This is a genomic window from Collibacillus ludicampi (assembly GCF_023705585.1).
Lineage (GTDB): Bacteria > Bacillota > Bacilli > Tumebacillales > BOQE01 > Collibacillus > Collibacillus ludicampi.
Genome location: NZ_BOQE01000001.1, coordinates 3,751,116 through 3,770,251, shown reverse-complemented (window position 1 = coordinate 3,770,251; position 19,136 = coordinate 3,751,116). Strand labels below are relative to the sequence as shown.

The 19,136-nt window shown below is 48.7% G+C and carries 18 protein-coding genes; all 18 read left to right on the top strand.

Features of this window, described 5'->3' with window-relative positions; genetic code table 11:
- Positions 1 to 6 precede the first annotated feature (6 nt).
- The 18 genes from DNHGIG_RS19030 (at position 7) to DNHGIG_RS18945 (ending at position 19,133) form a co-directional block, all read left to right on the top strand.
- A complete protein-coding gene (locus DNHGIG_RS19030; protein ID WP_282201084.1) occupies positions 7 to 909 on the top strand; it encodes an RluA family pseudouridine synthase in 903 nt (300 codons plus the stop codon).
- A 63-nt stretch (positions 910 to 972) separates the two neighbouring features.
- Positions 973 to 1,296, top strand: coding sequence for a hypothetical protein (locus tag DNHGIG_RS19025; protein WP_282201083.1), 324 nt, complete (start codon positions 973 to 975; stop codon positions 1,294 to 1,296).
- Between the two features lie 14 nt (positions 1,297 to 1,310).
- A complete protein-coding gene (locus DNHGIG_RS19020; RefSeq protein WP_282201082.1) occupies positions 1,311 to 2,390 on the top strand; it encodes a M42 family metallopeptidase in 1,080 nt (359 codons plus the stop codon).
- Positions 2,372 to 3,397 (top strand): M42 family metallopeptidase, encoded by a 1,026-nt coding sequence (locus DNHGIG_RS19015; protein WP_282201081.1) that lies wholly within the window; start codon positions 2,372 to 2,374, stop codon positions 3,395 to 3,397. Before DNHGIG_RS19020 ends, DNHGIG_RS19015 begins: the two co-directional genes overlap by 19 nt.
- Positions 3,394 to 4,392 (top strand): zinc-binding metallopeptidase family protein, encoded by a 999-nt coding sequence (locus DNHGIG_RS19010; RefSeq protein ID WP_282201080.1) that lies wholly within the window; start codon positions 3,394 to 3,396, stop codon positions 4,390 to 4,392. The genes DNHGIG_RS19015 and DNHGIG_RS19010 overlap by 4 nt, the downstream gene beginning before the upstream one ends.
- 179 nt (positions 4,393 to 4,571) lie before the next feature.
- Complete coding sequence (aroC, locus tag DNHGIG_RS19005) at positions 4,572 to 5,732, top strand: chorismate synthase (protein ID WP_282201079.1); 1,161 nt, start codon at positions 4,572 to 4,574, stop codon at positions 5,730 to 5,732.
- The gene (gene aroB / locus DNHGIG_RS19000) at positions 5,729 to 6,844 is read left to right on the top strand and encodes a 3-dehydroquinate synthase (RefSeq protein ID WP_282201078.1); all 1,116 of its coding nucleotides are present in this window, start codon (positions 5,729 to 5,731) and stop codon (positions 6,842 to 6,844) included. The genes aroC and aroB overlap by 4 nt, the downstream gene beginning before the upstream one ends.
- Positions 6,841 to 7,212: a chorismate mutase gene (gene aroH / locus DNHGIG_RS18995; RefSeq protein WP_282201077.1), complete on the top strand. Its 372-nt coding sequence runs from the start codon at positions 6,841 to 6,843 to the stop codon at positions 7,210 to 7,212. Before aroB ends, aroH begins: the two co-directional genes overlap by 4 nt.
- A 364-nt stretch (positions 7,213 to 7,576) precedes the next feature.
- On the top strand, positions 7,577 to 8,611 hold the full coding sequence (gene trpD / locus DNHGIG_RS18990) for an anthranilate phosphoribosyltransferase (RefSeq protein ID WP_369414738.1): 1,035 nt from the start codon (positions 7,577 to 7,579) through the stop codon (positions 8,609 to 8,611).
- Complete coding sequence (gene trpC / locus DNHGIG_RS18985) at positions 8,611 to 9,402, top strand: indole-3-glycerol phosphate synthase TrpC (RefSeq protein WP_282201076.1); 792 nt, start codon at positions 8,611 to 8,613, stop codon at positions 9,400 to 9,402. The genes trpD and trpC overlap by 1 nt, the downstream gene beginning before the upstream one ends.
- Entirely contained in the window at positions 9,393 to 10,031 is a 639-nt protein-coding gene (locus DNHGIG_RS18980) for a phosphoribosylanthranilate isomerase (protein WP_282201075.1), read from the top strand. The genes trpC and DNHGIG_RS18980 overlap by 10 nt, the downstream gene beginning before the upstream one ends.
- Before the next feature lie 5 nt (positions 10,032 to 10,036).
- Positions 10,037 to 11,236, top strand: coding sequence for a tryptophan synthase subunit beta (gene trpB, locus DNHGIG_RS18975; protein WP_282201482.1), 1,200 nt, complete (start codon positions 10,037 to 10,039; stop codon positions 11,234 to 11,236).
- Positions 11,233 to 12,054, top strand: coding sequence for a tryptophan synthase subunit alpha (gene trpA, locus DNHGIG_RS18970; protein ID WP_282201074.1), 822 nt, complete (start codon positions 11,233 to 11,235; stop codon positions 12,052 to 12,054). The genes trpB and trpA overlap by 4 nt, the downstream gene beginning before the upstream one ends.
- Before the next feature lie 65 nt (positions 12,055 to 12,119).
- Positions 12,120 to 13,427 (top strand): 3-phosphoshikimate 1-carboxyvinyltransferase, encoded by a 1,308-nt coding sequence (gene aroA, locus DNHGIG_RS18965; protein WP_282201073.1) that lies wholly within the window; start codon positions 12,120 to 12,122, stop codon positions 13,425 to 13,427.
- 546 nt (positions 13,428 to 13,973) lie between these two features.
- A complete protein-coding gene (locus DNHGIG_RS18960) occupies positions 13,974 to 14,486 on the top strand; it encodes a hypothetical protein (protein ID WP_282201072.1) in 513 nt (170 codons plus the stop codon).
- Positions 14,487 to 14,563: 77 nt separating this feature from the next.
- Positions 14,564 to 16,228 carry a DNA repair helicase XPB gene (locus DNHGIG_RS18955; RefSeq protein ID WP_282201071.1) on the top strand — a complete coding sequence of 555 codons (1,665 nt, stop codon included), beginning with the start codon at positions 14,564 to 14,566 and terminating at the stop codon, positions 16,226 to 16,228.
- Positions 16,229 to 16,240: 12 nt separating this feature from the next.
- Complete coding sequence (locus DNHGIG_RS18950) at positions 16,241 to 17,812, top strand: helicase-associated domain-containing protein (RefSeq protein WP_282201070.1); 1,572 nt, start codon at positions 16,241 to 16,243, stop codon at positions 17,810 to 17,812.
- A gap of 772 nt (positions 17,813 to 18,584) precedes the next feature.
- Positions 18,585 to 19,133, top strand: coding sequence for a ReoY family proteolytic degradation factor (locus tag DNHGIG_RS18945; protein WP_282201069.1), 549 nt, complete (start codon positions 18,585 to 18,587; stop codon positions 19,131 to 19,133).
- Positions 19,134 to 19,136: the final 3 nt, after the last annotated feature.

The window sequence follows — 19,136 nt, the reverse complement described above, 5'->3', positions numbered from 1 at the left end:
GATGACATGGAGAACCTGAAAGAAATTATCCGTTATCGCTGTGAAGTCCGGGATGAAGGAAAGATGGTTCGCCAGATTTTACAGAACCGTTTGGGTCTTTCCAGGCGTCTGATCCGTCGACTTGTGAGCGTTCAAGGGGTGCGGGTTAACGGTCTCCCCGCTTTTCTCAGCTCACGCGTGAAGTGTGACGATCTGTTGCAGTTGTATGCGCAAGAGGAAGCATCTGACGCCATTTTACCCGAACCGATCGAACTCAATATCGTGTACGAAGATGATCATTTGTTGGTCGTGAATAAACCGGCGGGGATGATCGTACATCCGACGCGCGGACACTATACGGGTACATTGGCGAACGGTGCGGTCTATCATTGGATGATGCGCGGAGAAAAAGTACGCTTTCGACCCGTTCACAGGATCGACCAGTATACTTCAGGTCTGGTATTGATCGCAAAGACCCATTTTGCCCATCAACAGGTCGCGAAGGAATTTGTTTCCCATAATCTAGAACGCGAATATCATGCGATCGTGCACGGGAGAATGACACATGACGAAGGAACGGTTTCTGCCCCGATCGGACTCGATCCGGAACATCCGCAGAAACGGAAAGTGATGCAAGAAGGCCGCCCTGCCGTTACCCATTATCGCGTGGTCAACCGTTTTGCCGATGCGACATGGGTGAAGTTACGTTTGGAGACGGGAAGAACTCATCAAATACGCGTCCATATGTCCCATATAGGACACCCGCTGTTCGGCGATTTCCTCTACGGACGTGAAGAGCCGGCCTTTATAGAACGTCAGGCGTTACATGCGGGAACTCTGGGGATCATTCATCCGCGTACGAAGGAAAAGATGGTCTGGAATGCCCCGTTACCTGCCGATATGGTGAATTTAATTGGGAGATTAAGTTAGTGTGTGTATCTCCACGCGATTGGCGTGATTGTATACGTTACCAGAAATGGGGGCGAAGTGAGGATGTTGGATTTCTTCCTTATATTAGGAAGCAGTTATCTCTTTTATACTTGGGGCGTTCGCAATATGTTTAAAGCGAAATTGTTCAAGCGGGAGATTTACGATTGGTTTGCTTACGCTTTTTTTATGATCGTAGGTTTGACAATTTCTCTTTCTGTCAGTATTACCGCGATTTTGCCCTTACAACCGAATGGTTCCGTATGGGAAAAAAGCGTCATTCCCACTTTACTTGCAATCGCAATCGGCGAGATTCTTTATGCACGCAATGCGCGATTGGCCATGCGCATGTTAAACCGTGGGGAATCGGAGGAAAATGATGGACAGTGATGGAGGCAGGAAAGATGAATGAAACAATGGATGCCAAGGGGATACTGCTTGAACTCCTTGAGCTTGCGGGCCCATCCGGTCATGAACAACGAGTCGCCCGCAAGATTAGGGACGTACTTTCCTGTTTTACCGACGATATTCGTGTGGATCCATTAGGATCATTGATCGCCTGTGTACAGGGGGAAGGGGCGAACGATCGACCTCGAATCATGATCGCCGCGCATATGGATGAGATCGGTCTCATCGTCACAAAGATTGAGGAGGGCGGTTATTTGCGAGTGGCGAATCTGGGGGGAGTCGACGCGCGTACGATTGTGGCTCAAGAAGTGACCGTCCATACGAAAAAAGGGGATCTACGCGGAATTGTCGGTTCGAAACCACCTCATTTGACCAGTGCTGAAGAGCGCAAAAAAGCGATTCCGCTGGAAAGCCTGTATGTCGATCTCGCCATGCCCGAACATCAAGTTCGTGAATATGTCGAACTTGGTGATTGCGTGACTGTTTATCGTCGTCCCATGGAACTTCAAAACGGTTATATCGCGGGAAAATCGCTCGATAATCGCGCGAGTGTAGCGGCGTTGTTTGTCTGTTTGCAAGAGATGAAACGCCTTCGTGTACAAGCGGATGTCTATATGGTTACTACGGTACAGGAGGAACTGGGATTGCGGGGGGCGGGGACGGCTGCGTTTGGCATCCACCCGGATCTCGCGATCGCGGTGGATGTGACTTTCGGCAAGCTCCCCGGGCAAGCTCCCGATCAATCGATGATCCTCGGAGAAGGCCCGGCCATTTGTTTCGGTCCCAATATCCATAGAAATATCCATCGGCGTTTTCTCGATGTCGCCGAGGATCTTCGCATTCCGCATCAGATCGAGCTTACACAGGCGTCAACCGGAACGGACGCCTGGGCAATTCAAGTGACTCAAGGGGGCATACCTTCAGGCCTCGTATCCATTCCTTTGCGTTATATGCATACATCAGTGGAAACGGTTAACTTCGCCGATATTGAAATGACCGGAAAGCTTCTTGCCCATTTCGTTGCATCCATAGACCGTTCGTTCGTGGAGGGGTTACGTTGTTACTTAAAAAATTAACGGAAGCGATGGGACCGTCCGGTTTCGAAGATGAAGTCCGGCAAATCATATATGAGGAAATTAAGGATCACGTGGATCGGGTTTATACCGATTCCATGGGAAACTTGATCGCGGAGAAAGACGGTTCGCTCGAAGGCCCGAAGGTCATGGTCTGCGCCCATATGGATGAAGTCAGCTTTATGATCGTACATATTGAAGAGACGGGGATGTTGCGTTTTCGGCCGATCGGAGGCGTGGATCCGCGTGTTCTGGTGAGTAAACCGCTACGGATCGGTGAAAAGAAAATCTATGGTGTGATCGGTGCGAAACCCTATCATCTCCAGTCCGGTGCGGAAAGGGATAAGCCTCTCGCAATCGATGATATGTTTATCGACATCGGTGCAACGAGCCGTCAGGATGCGGAGAAATACGTGAAACTGGGAGATGTAGCCGTCTTTACGACCGAGTATGAAGAAATCGCCCCGCGCATCGCGAAAGCAAAGTCGTTCGATGATCGAGTGGGATGTGCGATCATGATAGAAACGTTGAAAAAATCGTTTGCGTTGCCACTCTCATTCGTATTTACCGTGCAAGAGGAGATCGGACTCCGGGGTGTCGGACCTGCCACATATGCCGTCAAGCCGGACATTGCCCTCGTACTCGAATCAACCGTCTGTTTTGACGCCGTGGATGCGGTGGCTCATGGCCAGGGTACCGTCTTGGGTCAAGGTCCTGCGCTCTCGGTCATCGATGCTTCAACCATCGCAAATCGTGCGGTTCTGCAAGCGATCATTCGTACGGCGGAGAATCATAACATTCCCTATCAGTTCCGACGGGTTTCCGGAGGAGGAAATGATGCGGGACGTATTCATAATATCAGGGAAGGAGTAGCGGTGGGTGCGATTTCCGTACCGACACGTTATATCCATTCTCCTGCTCAAGTGATCAATCTTGATGATTATGAACATACCGTTCGATTAGTGGAAGCGTTTCTGCGCGCGATTGAGAAAGGGGAGGTTCGCTTATGAATAACGAGCTGCTTCTGCAACTTAGCCAGACGGTGGCCCCTTCAGGTGCGGAAGGCACACTCCTTCAACAACTAAAAAAAGAAATCGAGCCTTTTGTGGATGAAATACATACGGACGTATTGGGAAACCTCATCGCATGGAAGAAAGGAACCAACCCGCAAAGCGGCAGACTGATGCTTACCGCTAACATGGACGAGCGTGGGATTATGGTCACTCACGTGGAAGAAAGCGGCTTTTGGCGTTTTGTGCCGATTGGTACTATCGAACCTGTGCGTTTGATCGGGGAACGTGTCCGTTTTACCAATGGTGTGAAAGGAATCATCGGTGCGGAGCAGACGTCAGGAAAAGATGTGACATGTACGGAACTGTTTATCGATATAGGTGCATCGAACGCTGAAGAAGCCTTGCGAACCGTCGCGATCGGAGATTCAGCTGTGATCGAACACACGCCGCCGGAGATCATCGGCGAGCGAATCATAGGTAAATCTCTCGATAACCGCGTGGGTTGTGTCATATTGACGGAAATAGTCAAGCGTATCGGTGTGCTGGATCATGACCTATACATCGTCTTTTCCGTACAAAAAGAAGTCGGTTCCCGCGGTATCAAAACTGCAACATATCGGATTGAACCGGATTTTGCTCTCGTCATCGGCACTGCTGTAACGGGAGATACTCCCGGAGCGGAACGCAGCGAGGTGAAACTGGGAAAGGGTCCGGCGATCAAAGTTCTCGATGACACGATCGTCGTTCCACCGGAGATTCGTCGCAAGATGAAGGCCTGTGCGGAGGCGTGCGGCATTCCTTACCAAATGGAAGTTTCACCGCAGGGAAAAAGTGATGCGGGAGCGGTTCACTTGACACAGGGCGGTATTCCGACAGCCGCCTTGTCAGTACCTTTACGCTATCCGTATTCCCCATCACAAATGGTGTCACTTGCGGATATGGAACGAACGATTGAATTGGGGATAGAAGTTTTAAAGCGAGCGCTTCCTTAAGGAAGTGCTTTTTCTATATGGAGAATTAGCTCTTTTTTTAATTAGAAGATTGATATATAATGTACAACAATATCTTGAATTTTCGTGCTGTACAGTATAACAGTATTGAGAAAGAATCGTCGTTCGGTTTTATAGACAAATCATAACCGAACTGCATAGATGGAAAGGGGATTCGATTGATGCTACGCTATTTGACTGCCGGTGAATCTCATGGACCGGAATTAACGGCGATCATAGAAGGGTTGCCGAGCCATGTGCCGCTTTCCACCGACCAGATCAACCATCAGTTATGGCGTCGCCAGCAAGGATACGGCAGGGGGGGCCGAATGAAAATCGAAACGGATCGCGTGGAAATTACAAGCGGTCTGCGGTTTGGGAAAACGTTGGGTTCTCCACTAACCCTGCATGTCATCAATAAAGATTGGAAGAACTGGCAAGAGCGGATGGCTGTTGAAGGGGAACCTCCGGCTGATCTGGCTGTTGTCACCAAGCCCCGGCCAGGTCATGCGGATCTCTCAGGCGCTTTGAAATACGCACACGATGATGTGAGAAATGTGCTCGAACGAGCAAGCGCACGGAACACGGCGACACTGGTTGCCGTCGGGGCAGTAGCGAGACAATTGTTGGAAATTTTTAATATTCGTATTTACAGCCATTTGGTCGAAATTGGCCCGATTCAAGTGGGACCTCTTGAAGGAAGTATCGAAGAGATCGCAGCAAGAGCAGAGAAGTCGGAAGTTCGCGTCGCGGATCCTGTCAAGGAACAGGAAATCATTGAATTGATTAAGAGAACGCGTAAGGAGGGCAATTCACTCGGAGGGATATTCGAAGTTGTAGTGACAGGTGTACCTGTTGGACTTGGTTCCTACTCGATGCCCGATCGGCGGCTCGATGCCCGTTTGGCATGCGCATTGATGGGTATCCAGGCGATCAAAGGAGTGGAAATCGGTCTGGGATTTGATGCAGCAAGGAGAGTGGGATCGGAAGTACATGATGAGATCTTCTATGACGAAAAACGTGGATTTTATCGCGAAACGAATGGTGCGGGAGGTATCGAAGGAGGAATTTCGAACGGTGAGCCAATCATCGTGCGCGCGGCGATGAAACCTATTCCAACACTCTACAAACCGCTGCGCAGTGTCGATTTGAAAACAAAAGAGAAGTATGAAGCGACGGTCGAACGTTCAGATGTTTGTGCCGCGCCTGCAGCAGCGGTAGTAGGCGAAGCGGTAACTGCCTGGACGATCGCCCAGGCATTCTGTGAAAAGTTTGGCGGAGATTCGCTGGAAGAAATGAAACGCAATTACGAAAGTTATTTGTCGGCGGTGAGAGCACGATGACGGACGATGTGAAAAGGTTGCGAGTCGATTTGGGGGAGCGCGGATATGAGATCATCATAGGGGATGGAGTTTTGCGCTCTTTGGGGGAGGAGATGAGACGGGCGGATTTGTCTGAGACGTCTCACATTCTACTGGTGACGGACGAACATGTGAGCAAGGCGGGCCACCTCGAAGTGGCGAAAGAGTCGCTCGAGCAAAGTGGATATTCAGTCACCGTTGTTGAAGTGCCACCTGGTGAGGAATCAAAAAACCTCGACCAGGCTGAACGGTTATATGATGCCGCGTTTAACGCCGGGCTCGACCGCCGATCGACTATTATCGCATTAGGAGGCGGGGTGGTAGGAGACTTGGCTGGCTTTGTCGCGGCTACATACATGCGCGGGATCTCATTCGTTCAAGTCCCGACGACCGTCCTAGCACATGATAGTGCTGTAGGCGGCAAGGTGGCTGTCAACCATCCGCGAGGGAAAAATATTATTGGCGCATTTCACCAACCGGAATTCGTATTATATGACGTAAATACCCTGCGTACATTGCCTCCACGGGAAATCCGTTCAGGGATTGCTGAAGTGATCAAGCACGGATTAATTTGGGATCGTGAATTTTTCTTCTGGATCGAGCGGAACATGGAGGAGATGTTGTCGTTGGATTCGGCCATTCTCGTGGATATGTTGGCAAGATCCTGCGCGATCAAGGCGGCCGTCGTCGCGAAGGACGAAAAAGAGCAGGGATTGAGAGCGATCTTAAATTACGGACATACGCTCGCGCACGCAATAGAAGGTCTTGCGGGATACGGAGTCTTCACACACGGAGAGGCGGTTTCCATAGGAATTGCCTTTGCCGCCGAGTTATCTTCGCGGCTCGGTTACTTATCGAGTCAAGACTTGGTTCGAACGGAGCGTTGCCTTCTAAAGGCGGGATTGCCCGTTCATATTCCGGCTTCGTTGTCCACGAATGAATTAGTCTCTTTTATGCGTCAAGATAAGAAAGCAATCGGTAAGACACTGACGTTTGTTATTGCCGAAGACATAGGGCGTGTTTCTATTGTGAAAGACGTGCCTCTTCAATCAGTTATTGATTCGATCGACGTACGAAGGGAGAGAGCTTCATGATGGTACGAGGAGTGCGCGGGGCGACTACTGTCGAAGCGAATACATCCGAAGCGATCATCTCCGCTACCGAGGAGCTGGTTTCGCGAATGATCGAAGCCAATCATCTTGTACCTGATGACGTTGCATCCGTCATGGTAACGGTAACTTCAGACTTGAACGCGGATTTCCCCGCACGTGTGATCAGGGGAAGAGCAGGATGGGAGCTTGTTCCCGTCATGTGTGCGCTTGAGATGCCCGTTCCAGGTTCTCTTCCTCGTTGTATCCGCGTTCTCATGCATGTGAACACGGTGAAATCGCAAAGTGAAATTCACCATGTGTATTTGCGAGGGGCAACTGTGTTACGCCCGGATCTCGTCAACAAGATATGAGTGTCATCTGACTAAAAATACTTATACGTTTGCATATTCAATCAGAGAGCTCTTGACGATCTCGAGCATACGGGTTACACTCTTTTGTAAGAAATGGAGAGTCCAAATATGTGGATTCTATGATGGTTCAGTAGATCAGTGAGTAAGGCCAGGCTGAGACGAGCAGAGTTGAGTGAGATGAGAGCATAAGAACATCTGGTTCTTATATTTTGTCATACTCTTTGAATGTTTCAGTCAGGGCGATCGCTCTGACTTTTTCTATACATTCATTGGCAGAATGTACTGGCTACGACTCCATGAGGTTCCAGCGTCCGTTCACGTGAGTAGAGACGAGTCGAGTGAAGATGAGAGGAGCGAGAGAAAGATGATGAAACAAGCGCTGAACAAGCTCATTGACGGGAAACACCTGTCCTTCGAGGAAGCACAAGCGATCATGGAACATATCATGACCGGTCTTGCCACACCCGCACAAATCGCGGGATTCATCACGGCCCTGCGTGTCAAAGGGGAAACTCCCGATGAAATCGCAGGCTTTGCGAAAACGATGAGAAGCCTTTCCTTTTCATTTGAAACGGGAATTGAGGGATTGGTCGATACTTGCGGTACAGGTGGAGATGGTGCAAGGACGTTTAATATTTCGACAGCCGCCTCGTTTGTAGCTGCAGCGGCGGGCGTACCGATTGCAAAGCACGGGAATCGAGCGGTCTCCAGCCAAAGCGGGAGTGCGGACGTACTCTCTGAATTGGGAGTTGCCATAGAGTTAACACCGGAGCAAGCAGTGGCATGTCTGAAGAAAACGGGCATTTGCTTTTTGTTTGCACCTTTGTATCACCAAGCGATGAAATACGCTGCGGTACCGCGCCAAGAACTGGGATTTCGCACGGTATTCAATATTTTAGGACCGCTGACGAATCCGGCCGGTGCGAAAAGGCAGGTGATCGGTACATTTTCCGCTGATTTGCCTGTAAAAGTTGCTCACGTATTACGTTTACTGGGTTCGGAACATGCGCTGATCGTCCATGGCTGTGACGGCTTGGACGAATTCACGATCACGGGAGAAACATTTGTCGCAGAGTTGAAAAACGGAGAAATAGTGACATATACGGTCACCCCCGAAGAATTGGGCTTATCACGTCATCCGTTACGATCTGTACGAGGCGGATTACCGAAGGAAAATGCGGAGATCATTCGCCGCGTATTGAAAGGAGAGCCCGGCGGAGCAAGGGATATCGTTGTTCTGAATGCGGCCGCAAGCATCTACGTAGCGGGAAAAGCAGAAACATTAGAGCACGGCGTGCGAATGGCGGAGCAGGCGATCGATAGCGGCAGTGCGTACGCTCTCCTTTCACATCTTTGTGAAGTATCGCAGCAATACGTGGCGCAGAAGGAGTTGGCATGATGATTTTGGATCAAATTATCGCAGTGAAACGGCAAGAGTTGGAACGTCTCGCCGAGACGTTCCAACTGGGGAATGTTGAGAAAAAGATCGCATCGCTTCCTTCCACCCGCGGTTTTCGTCGAACGTTAGAAGAAGCGGGGGGACCGGTAGCATTGATCGCAGAAGTGAAAAAAGCCTCTCCTTCTAAAGGTGTGATTGCCGCACATTTTGACCCGGTCCACATCGCGTCGCAGTATGAAGCGTTCGGTGCGGCTTGCATTTCCGTGTTGACTGATGTCCGTTTCTTCCAAGGAAGCCCGAAATATCTTACAAATGTGAGTCAAACGGTTAAACTTCCAATTTTGCGTAAGGATTTTATCATCGATGAGCGTCAAATTTATGAAGCGCGTCTCATAGGGGCCGATGCGATTCTTCTCATCGCAGCGGTGTTATCAGAGAGAGAGTTGCGCAATTTTCGCAGGCTTGCTGAGAGCCTTGGGCTCGATGCGCTCGTGGAAGTGCATGATGAAAGGGAATTGGATCGCGCTCTCTCATCTGGAGCGACTCTCATCGGTGTGAATAACCGGGATCTGCACGATTTTACGGTTGACCTTCACACGACGGCGAGACTTGCCGATTGTATCCCGCCAGGCACATTCCTCGTATCGGAGAGCGGGATCAGTTCATACGCGGATGTTGAGTTTGTCCGTAACGCAGGAGCCAAAGCGATCTTGGTCGGTGAATCGCTAATGCGTGCACAATCGATACAGCATGCGATCAAAACATTGCTCGGAGGTTCGCCATGTCAGTGAAGATCAAAATCTGCGGCATTATGGATCACGCTGCGGCACGAGCTGCGGTTCATCAATCGGTCACCCACCTCGGTTTTGTTTTTGCGAGTAGTAAGCGACAAGTGAATGCGGCAACCGCGAGGGCCATTGGCGAAGGGATTCCGGAATATATCAAGAGGGTAGGCGTATTTGTGAATGCCCCTCTGAATGAATTGGTTCGGATCGGGCAGGAAGCGAATTTATCCGTTTATCAGTTGCATGGTGACGAAAGTCCGGAATTGTGCCGTATTTTGAAAGAAATGACAGGCAAGGAAGTTTGGAAAGCATGGCGCGTGCGAAACAATGCGGATGATCATATGATCGAACGGTATGGTAGTGCGGTAGATGCCATACTGCTGGACAGTTATCGCGCCGGACAACTAGGGGGAACGGGTCAGGTATTCCACTGGGGGTGTATCCCGGAATTTCGCCGGAGGTTGGGAACTGTGCCTCTTTTTGTCGCTGGAGGATTGACTGTCGCAAACGTTTCCGCTTTGATCAGTCATTATCGTCCCGATGGTGTTGACGTTTCTTCCGGAGTAGAACTCAATGGACAAAAATGTCCCCATTTAATCGAACGTTTTGTCAAGAAAGTGAGAGAAAGCGCATGAATGGAATGTATAGCAAATATCCGGACGAACGCGGACGCTTCGGAGCTTTTGGCGGCAAGTTCGTTCCCGAGACCTTGATGGCTGCCTTGAATCAATTGGAGAGTGATTACCGTAAATACCGTGTCGATCCGCAATTTCAAGCCGAATTACAATATCTATTAAAAGAATATAGCGGTCGTGAAACTCCTTTGTACTTTGCGGAACGATTAACCTCTTATCTTGGGGGCGCCAAAATTTATCTGAAACGGGAAGATTTAAATCATACGGGTGCCCATAAGATCAATAATACGTTAGGCCAGGGTTTGTTGGCAAAATACACGGGGAAAAAAAGGGTGATCGCCGAAACCGGTGCTGGCCAGCACGGTGTAGCAACAGCGACCGTATCCGCTTTATTGGGATTGGAATGCAAGGTCTTCATGGGGGAAGAAGATATAGCTCGTCAGGAGTTAAATGTGTTTCGCATGAGGATGTTAGGCGCGGAAGTGATTCCCGCGACATCAGGAACACGAACATTGAAAGATGCCACGAATGAAGCGATTCGCCATTGGGTTGAACATGTTGAGGATACGTTTTATATCATCGGTTCGGTCGTTGGTCCGCATCCATATCCTATGATCGTCCGTGATTTTCAACGGATCATTGGGGATGAAGTGCGCAAACAAATGATAGAAAAAGAGGGACGGCTTCCTGACACAATTATCGCTTGTGTAGGAGGGGGTTCCAACGCGATCGGTATTTTTTATCCTTTCTTAGAAGACGAGAGCGTTCGTTTGATCGGTGTCGAGGCATCCGGGGAAGGAGTCGATACGGACCGTCATGCGGCCACCATTACCAAAGGGCGGCCTGGTGTCATCCACGGTTCATTGACGATGTTATTGCAAGACGAATATGGACAAGTACTTCCCGCACATTCGATATCGGCAGGGCTTGACTATCCCGGTATCGGTCCGGAACATGCATTTCTTGCATCGAGCGGACGTGCAACGTACGTACCGATCAGTGATGAAGAGGCGCTGGAAGCGTTCGCTCTCTTAACAAAACTTGAAGGCATCATTCCTGCATTGGAGAGCGCACATGCGGTCGCACAAGCGATGAAAATGGCTCCGAGCTTGCCAAAAGACCATTTGATGGTCATCAATCTTTCGGGACGTGGTGATAAGGATGTGCAAAGCATTTTGAAATATCAAGGGGGGCGCGTTCAATGAGCCGAATTACGGAACGTTTCAAACAATTGGCGGAGAAAGGGGAACGCGCATTCATTCCCTTCGTAACAGCCGGAGACCCATCGCTTGAGGATACGAAACGAATTGTTCGTTTACTCGAAAGCGTAGGGGCGGATATCATTGAATTAGGCATTCCTTATTCAGACCCGCTTGCCGACGGACCGACTATACAAGCCTCCGCCTTGCGAAGCCTCATACAGGGAACGCGCTTGCCCAATGTGTTCGCGTTGGTTCGTCAAATGCGTGCGGAAGGGGTTTCCGTTCCGCTCGTTTTGTTTACTTACGTGAATCCGGTCATCCAATGGGGAACAGAACGATTTTTTCAAACGGCTGCTGAGATTGGGGCGGACGGGGTAATCATTCCTGATTTGCCCGCAGAAGAGGCGGAAGAAGCACGGAATGCAGCCAAGACGTATGGAGTGGATTTGATCCCTCTGGTAGCACCTACGAGCGTAGGCCGTATCGAGACGATCTGTAAACAAGCGAGCGGTTTTATTTACTGCGTGTCCTCATTAGGTGTTACAGGGGTACGCGCCGCATTCGCGGAAGGATTGCCTGCATTCGTGCAAGAAGTGCGAAAGAAGACTTCTTTGCCGATAGCGGTCGGGTTTGGCGTAGGTTCGCCCGAGCAGGCAGAAGAGATTGGAAAATATGCAGACGGCGTGATCGTCGGTTCTGCGCTCGTCAATCGCGTATCTCTCCTGGCAAAAGCTCGTGAAATCGGTGATCAGGAGAAAGCAGAGAAAGCATTTGCAGAGATCGTGCACTTCGCCCAATCATTGAAGGCCTCCTTGCGATGATAAAATAATAGAATGGTAGCGATACTTTAGATTACTCTAACAGAGTTTTGTAACGGAGGTAGTTTATGAAGATTGCAGTCGAAAAAGCGCCCGAACTCAATGGACAAACGGTCGTACCTGGAGACAAATCGATTTCTCACCGCGCAGTCATGTTAGGCGCTTTGGCCGATGGAATTACAGAAGTATCCGGGTTTCTGCCGGGTGCCGATTGTCGGTCGACCGTTCGCGCATTCCGGCAACTCGGTGTAAAAATCGATGAGATTAGCTCCACTCGCCTGCGCATACACGGGGTCGGGGTGGATGGCCTGAAGGAAGCGGAAGATGTACTTGACGTCGGAAATTCGGGAACAACGATTCGTTTGCTTCTTGGGATCCTGGCGGGACAACCCTTTCATACCACATTGACAGGGGATGCCTCAATCCGCCGCCGTCCCATGGGGCGTGTTACGATACCTTTACGGCAAATGGGAGCTGTTATCGACGGACGGGGAGAAGGGAAATATGCTCCCTTGTCGATACGTGGAGGAAATCTTTCCGCCATTCGATATGAGACACCGATGGCGAGCGCCCAGGTCAAATCATGTATATTACTGGCAGGTTTGTATGCGGAAGGCGTTACAGGTGTTAAGGAACCAACGTTGACGCGGGATTATACAGAGCGAATGTTGCGTTCATTTTCTGTAGATGTCTTTCAGGAGGATGGGTATATATGCGTGCGGGGGGGCTCCCGGTTAAGAGCCACCGACGTGCATGTACCCGGAGACATTTCTTCGGCGGCCTTCCCGCTGGTAGCGGCCTGTTTACTCGAAGGAAGCGAAATTCTCATTGAGAATGTGGGTATCAACTCTACGCGCACAGGTTTGATCGATGCGCTCATTAAGATGGGTGCGGAGATTCGACTTGAAAATACACGTATGCTTTCGGGAGAAGTCGTTGCGGATCTATGGGTCAAAGGAACGCAGTTGCGTGCGGCTGAGTTCGGAGGTGACTTGATTCCGCGCATGATCGACGAAATCCCTATTCTCGCAGTCGCGGCCACACAAGCGGAAGGAAGAACTGTGATTCGCGACGCGGCCGAACTTCGGGTGAAAGAGTCGGATCGTTTACATACGATCACCACTGAGTTACGGAAAATGGGCGCGCGAATCGAAGAGTTGGAGGATGGCCTCATCATCGACGGTCCTACACCACTGGTAGGAGCTACCTGTGAAAGTTATCATGACCATCGTATCGGTATGGCTCTCGCTGTAGCAGGTAGTGTAGCTGAGGGAACGACTGTCATCCGTGACTGTGAATCGGTCGACGTATCGTTTCCCGGTTTTTGCAACACGATGAATGCACTCGGATGCAAAATGAAAAGCTTGTCAGAATAAGTCTGGCAAGCTTTTATCAATTGACAAAAAATTTCGTTGAATTACTACCTATCGTTTGGTACAATGAAAACGGAAGGTTAGTTCTGGTTTCTCTCCACTCCTATCATTTTATTTTTCTGCCCACGACGTTGGGCAGTTTTTTTATTGTCAACATGAACACGAACCCCAAACTAGTAATCCATACTGCTAGCGGAGGCGCCATCATAGGATGAAAAGTTTCCTGTGTTGAAACAGATGTATAAAGCTGCCACAAGAAACGGTGTGGATTTTGGGTGGGGCGTATCGCTTTGCGGCGCAGAGGTGAGTGGAAGGTCGTTCCGCATCCATTGGCTGTATATGGGGTTATATGCTTTGCGCGTAATAGCGACCTCCACGGAGCATGAGCGCAAAGCATATAACCCAAAGACGACCTTCGTCGAACCCAAGCGCAAAGCGATACACCCACCCAAGCACTAATTTTCAAGGTCTCCCGGTTCTCAAAAGGTACTTCTTGTCTGCTTCCCTTTCTCATAGACTATAACGAGAGAGTTGAGGGAGGAACATGATGTGGAGCGAAAAACACTTTTTATCTATACGTTCTATACGCAATTATTTATCGTATTCATGATCTTGCTTAAACTGTGGCTCTTGCCCTATCTCGTATGGAAAATGTTTGGCACCTCCGCCGGTGCAGCCATTGTTCTGGATATTACGGCTCTGATCATGGGAGTTGGCTGCGCATTGGGGATGGGGGCGCTCGGTTATGCGCAGGCGAAATATTACCGACAAAAAACTCGAACCATGTGGTTTGCTTTTGTTCATATGATTCTTCTTCATGCGCCTTTAATTCTTTTTTTGTTCTATAAGTTTCTCTATGGAGCCGCGTGGAATAACGCGTTGCTTCTCTGGCTGTCAGGCTGGCTATCAGTCATCACGCATCCGATGATTCTCGTCGGATTTTACGGCTCGTGGGTCGATTGGGTGGGCTTACTCGTTCTGGGAAGTTTTTATCTGTTAGGCGTTTGGGTTTTCCTTGATGAGCATCCTATGCTCGACAAAAGGTTATTTCCATACAAGTAAGCTCGCGACTTGCATGTTAAATATGGGAATTTCACATACTATCTTCACAAATATGCAAATTTGTGGAGATGGTTTCGATGGAGAACTCCCGGTCTCTCATCGTGCAAAATGATCGGACGATCTTGGCGGAAGCGGGTCATCCAGGTTATGGATGGGTTCGGGATCGCCTACTTGTCTTCGCTGAGTTGATCAAAAGTCCCGACTTGTTTCATACGTACCGCCTTTCCCGTTTATCGCTTTGGAACGCTGCATCGATTGGCTGGTCAGCAGATCAGGTAATTGCTCTATTAGCCGGACATTCGCGTTACCCGATACCTGCAAGCGTTCAAACGTTTATCCGTGAAGAGATGAGCAAATACGGAAAGCTTGAGCTTGCCGCCGAAGGGGAGGATCTGATACTCACTGGGGATGAGGGACTTATTGACGTATTGGGTAACATCACTGCTTTACAACCATTCATCCGAAATCGGGAACGAAATCGTTTGTTCATCGAGCCTTCTCTGCGCGGCGAAGTCAAGCGGCTTCTTGCAAAACTTGGATACCCGGCGAAGGACTTGGTCGGTTTTGTCGATGGGGCACCTTTTGCGATTCGTCTGCGTAAAATCACGAAATCGGGCAAACGGTTCGAACTGCGCCCTTATCAGCGAGAAGCGGTACAGTCATTTCTTTCAGGCGGATTGGAAGGAAGGTCAGGCGTAGTGGTGTTACCGTGTGGCGCCGGCAAAACGCTCGTTGGTCTCGCCGCCATGAGTGAACTTTCTGCATATACGTTGATTTTGGCGCCCAACATTACGTCAGTGCGGCAATGGATCCATGAGATCATCGATAAAACGGATGTAGACACTCGTTCAGTTGGCGAATATTCGGCAGAAAGAAAACACATATGCCCGATTACCGTAACAACCTATCAAATGATCACCTATGAAAAGAATGGACGGTATCCTCATTTTGAAACACTCAATCGCCAACCTTGGGGATTCATGATTTATGACGAGGTACATCTCTTACCGGCTCCCGTCTTTCGTTTGACAGCCATGATGCAGGCGACGAAAAGGCTGGGATTGACTGCTACGCTTGTCAGGGAAGACGGAGCGGAAGAAGATGTGTTCTCATTAATTGGCCCCAAAAGATATGATGTTCCTTGGAAAGAAATGGAGAGACAGGGATTTGTGGCTTCGACCAGCTGTTATGAAATCGCTGTGGATATGGCACCTGACAAGCGGTTGGAATACATAAGTTCACCCGAGCGACAAAAATATCGCATCGCTGCAGAGAATCCGGTAAAGATTGAAGTGATTCGTGCCCTGCTGCGTAAACATGACGAAGACCGTGTACTTATAATTGGACAGTATATCGATCAATTGAAACAAGTCGCGAATGTATTGCATGTGCCTTTGCTCACTGGGAAAACGCCGGAGCGTGAGCGCGAAAAGCTTTTTTCCGCTTTTCGTAAAGGGAAGATTCGTACACTTGTGGTCTCGAAAGTGGCGAATGTCGCCATCGATCTTCCGGAAGCGAATGTGGCGATTCAAATATCCGGTGCATTCGGTTCACGTCAGGAAGAGGCGCAAAGGCTCGGCAGGATCCTTCGCCCCAAAACTGGAAGAAGGGAGTCCTATTTTTATTCAATCGTTACCAAAGATTCACGGGATCAAGAGAAGTCACTACACAGACAACTATTTCTTACGGAACAAGGGTATCAATATGTGCATCTCGACGCAGAAGATGTTTTGAAGGTGTGAGGTGAAAAAGAGATGCGTCTGGCTGATTGTTTAAATTCTTCCGATATCCAAACATTACGGGCCATTGCTGAACATTATCAACTTGATTGTTCGAAGAGTTCAAAAAACGCTTTGATACAATCGATTCTCGCGCATTTTCACAATCGTTCTTTCGCGGAACGTGTACTTGTTGCAGAGGAAGATCTGACATTTCGCGAGATGATTACGCAAATCATGATGGACAAGCGTTCATATTTTTCCCGCGAAGAAATCGTCGGTTTGATCAGGAGAATGATCGGTGAAGGAAAGGAACAAGAATCGGCTTGCATGCAACGTTTGTTGAGGGAGGGATGGCTGTTCCGCTTGGGATCGACGGCAAGACATATCTTCTATGTACCGGAAGATGTGCGCAAGAGAATGAGACATTGGCTGACCCAAAGGATGCAACAACAGGTGCAAAGACCGGTTTGTCCACCGATCGCATACCGGGATGAAAACATGGCGATCGTCCGTGATACCATGACATTTCTTTCATATGTTGCCAGACATGATTGCCGATTGACACAAGACGGAGTGCTTTTTAAAAGAAATCAGGTTGCGATACTCAGTCTGATGGAGATCATGGAGCAGCCGCTTGGTCAGGTAGGATGGCGATTTGGTTATGGAAGAAGATTCCGTGATTATCCTGACCGTTTCTCCTTGATTTATGATTATTGTTATGCAAGAAATCTAATCATCGAGCATGAAGATTCATGTAAGCTGACTTGTACTCCGCAAACACAAGAATGGATGGAAGATGATGATCGGGATAAAATCAGGGATCTATTCAAATATTGGCGTCTTACCTACAGGCGCCCGATCCCTACGTTGACGACAGTCTTGCAAAGGTTGTCACAAGCGGTTGGCAGCGATTGGGTGTTGGTTGAGTCGCTCAACGAACTGCTTCTGCCGCATGTGAACGATTATTATTATGATAATAAACAACAGGTGTTGGAAAAAAGAATTTACACGATGCTCGTACATCTCGGATTATTGTGCCAGGGTCAGTTAGCGGACGGCCGTGCAGTGATCAGACTTACCGACCTTGGTCGGGAAATTCTATTGGAAGAGACGATTGTGGAAGAGTCCCCTGCGCAAGTGCATATGCCGCTCATTATTCAGCCGAACTTTGAAATCCTTCTTCCTGGGGAAGAGATCGGCCGATTGGGATGGGATCTCAGTCAATTTTCGGATGTGAGCAAAACAGGGGTCATGCGTATCCATCGCATCACGAAACAAAGTGTCTATCGTGCCTTTCAGGAAGGGTGGACAGCGAAAACCATCCTCGAATTTCTGGGAAAACATGCAGGGGATCAAGTTCCGTTGAACGTTGTGAAACAAATTCAAGTATGGGAGAAGGAATATGGCAAGATCGTGTTGTATCGTTCTGCGATTCTTGAGTGCAGGGATCAACAGGTAGCTGTTGAAATGCAGACGATTCCGCAGATAAAGGAACATGTTCGCGGCGTATTAGAAGGTCGTTATATCCTTGTTCCAGAAGAACAGTTAGCATGTATCGCGAAACATTTGCAACAATTGGGATACATGCCAGATTTGCAATTATAGGCTATCTATCTTGAAAACTAGTGCTTGGGTAGATGTATCGCTTTGCGCTTGGGTTCGATGAAGGTCATTGAGGCATATGCATTGCGCTCATGCTCCGTGAAGGTCGTCTCGCATAGAATCATAAACAATTGTTACGAGACGACCTTCAAAGTCGCTATTACGCGCAATGCATATGCACTCTTTACGATTCGAAAGAAGCGGAACGACCTTCAACTCACCTCTGCGCCGCAAAGCGATACAACCCACCCAAAAGCCACTCCGTTTCTTGAGATAGCCTTATACTTCTTCCCGCACAAGAAGCTTTTATCCTCTGATGACGCCGCTTGCGGCATGGAGGGCTATCTTGAAAAATGTGTAGTTTGGCGGTCGTATGCTTTGCGTTCGTGCTCCGTGAAGGTCGTCTCGCATGGAATCATAATCAAATGTTGCGAGACGACCTTCAAAGTCGCTATTACGCGCAATGCATTACCCTTTTACGTCCTAAGAATGTTATTATGGGGGGATGCCGTCGGTGGTATCCCCATTTGCTCATGATCCAGTTCCTCTCTCTTCTCAGCTTGTTTATCCTCCTTATATTGAGAGCACCACAACTTGAGATATTAAAAATATTCATCCGTTTCCAAATATTTTTCAGCAAAAAAAACAGGAAATCATCAACGCTCCGCCGAATATATTATACAAAGAATATTCACAACATTGCTTATAGGTTATAGCCAAGAAAATTTGCTAAATTTTCTTTATAATTGCGGAAAGTGTAAAGGAGGGAACGGCGGTGGGAGAAGTCATCAAAATTGCTGAAAAGAAACAATTTATCAAATGGTTCCTTGAAAAATACGAGCTCCAAAACCGGGAAGCAGAATGGTTGCTCCAATATTTGTGTTCCAATGATCAGATCCTTGAACACGTGCATTTTATCGACAACTTCCGCAATTTACCGAAGACGATTCTCATGTCCACAAAGTGTGTTCAAATGACGCCGTTCAAATTTTACAAAAATAAAAGGGTAACGTCCGATGTAGAGAAAGCTTTTCTCGATATTCATAATAATCCGACGGAAGATGTTTATATAGGCTTATTCTTTAAAGATAGAAGCATATCACCGGAGTATGCGGCGGTTTTGGAAACGAACCCGATGGATGATTCCAAGGAATCGGCAGATGCTCTGATTTCGCTTCAAGCGGAATTGTTTCTGGATTATGTGGTACGTCAGTGGAAACTGTCGAAGAAGTATGAGCAGATTGACGAAGCTCTGGATAAAAGGGATAAAAGACGCTTCCTAGAACTCACAAACGAATTAAGAGAAGAGTTGGAGTTAAGCTAATTG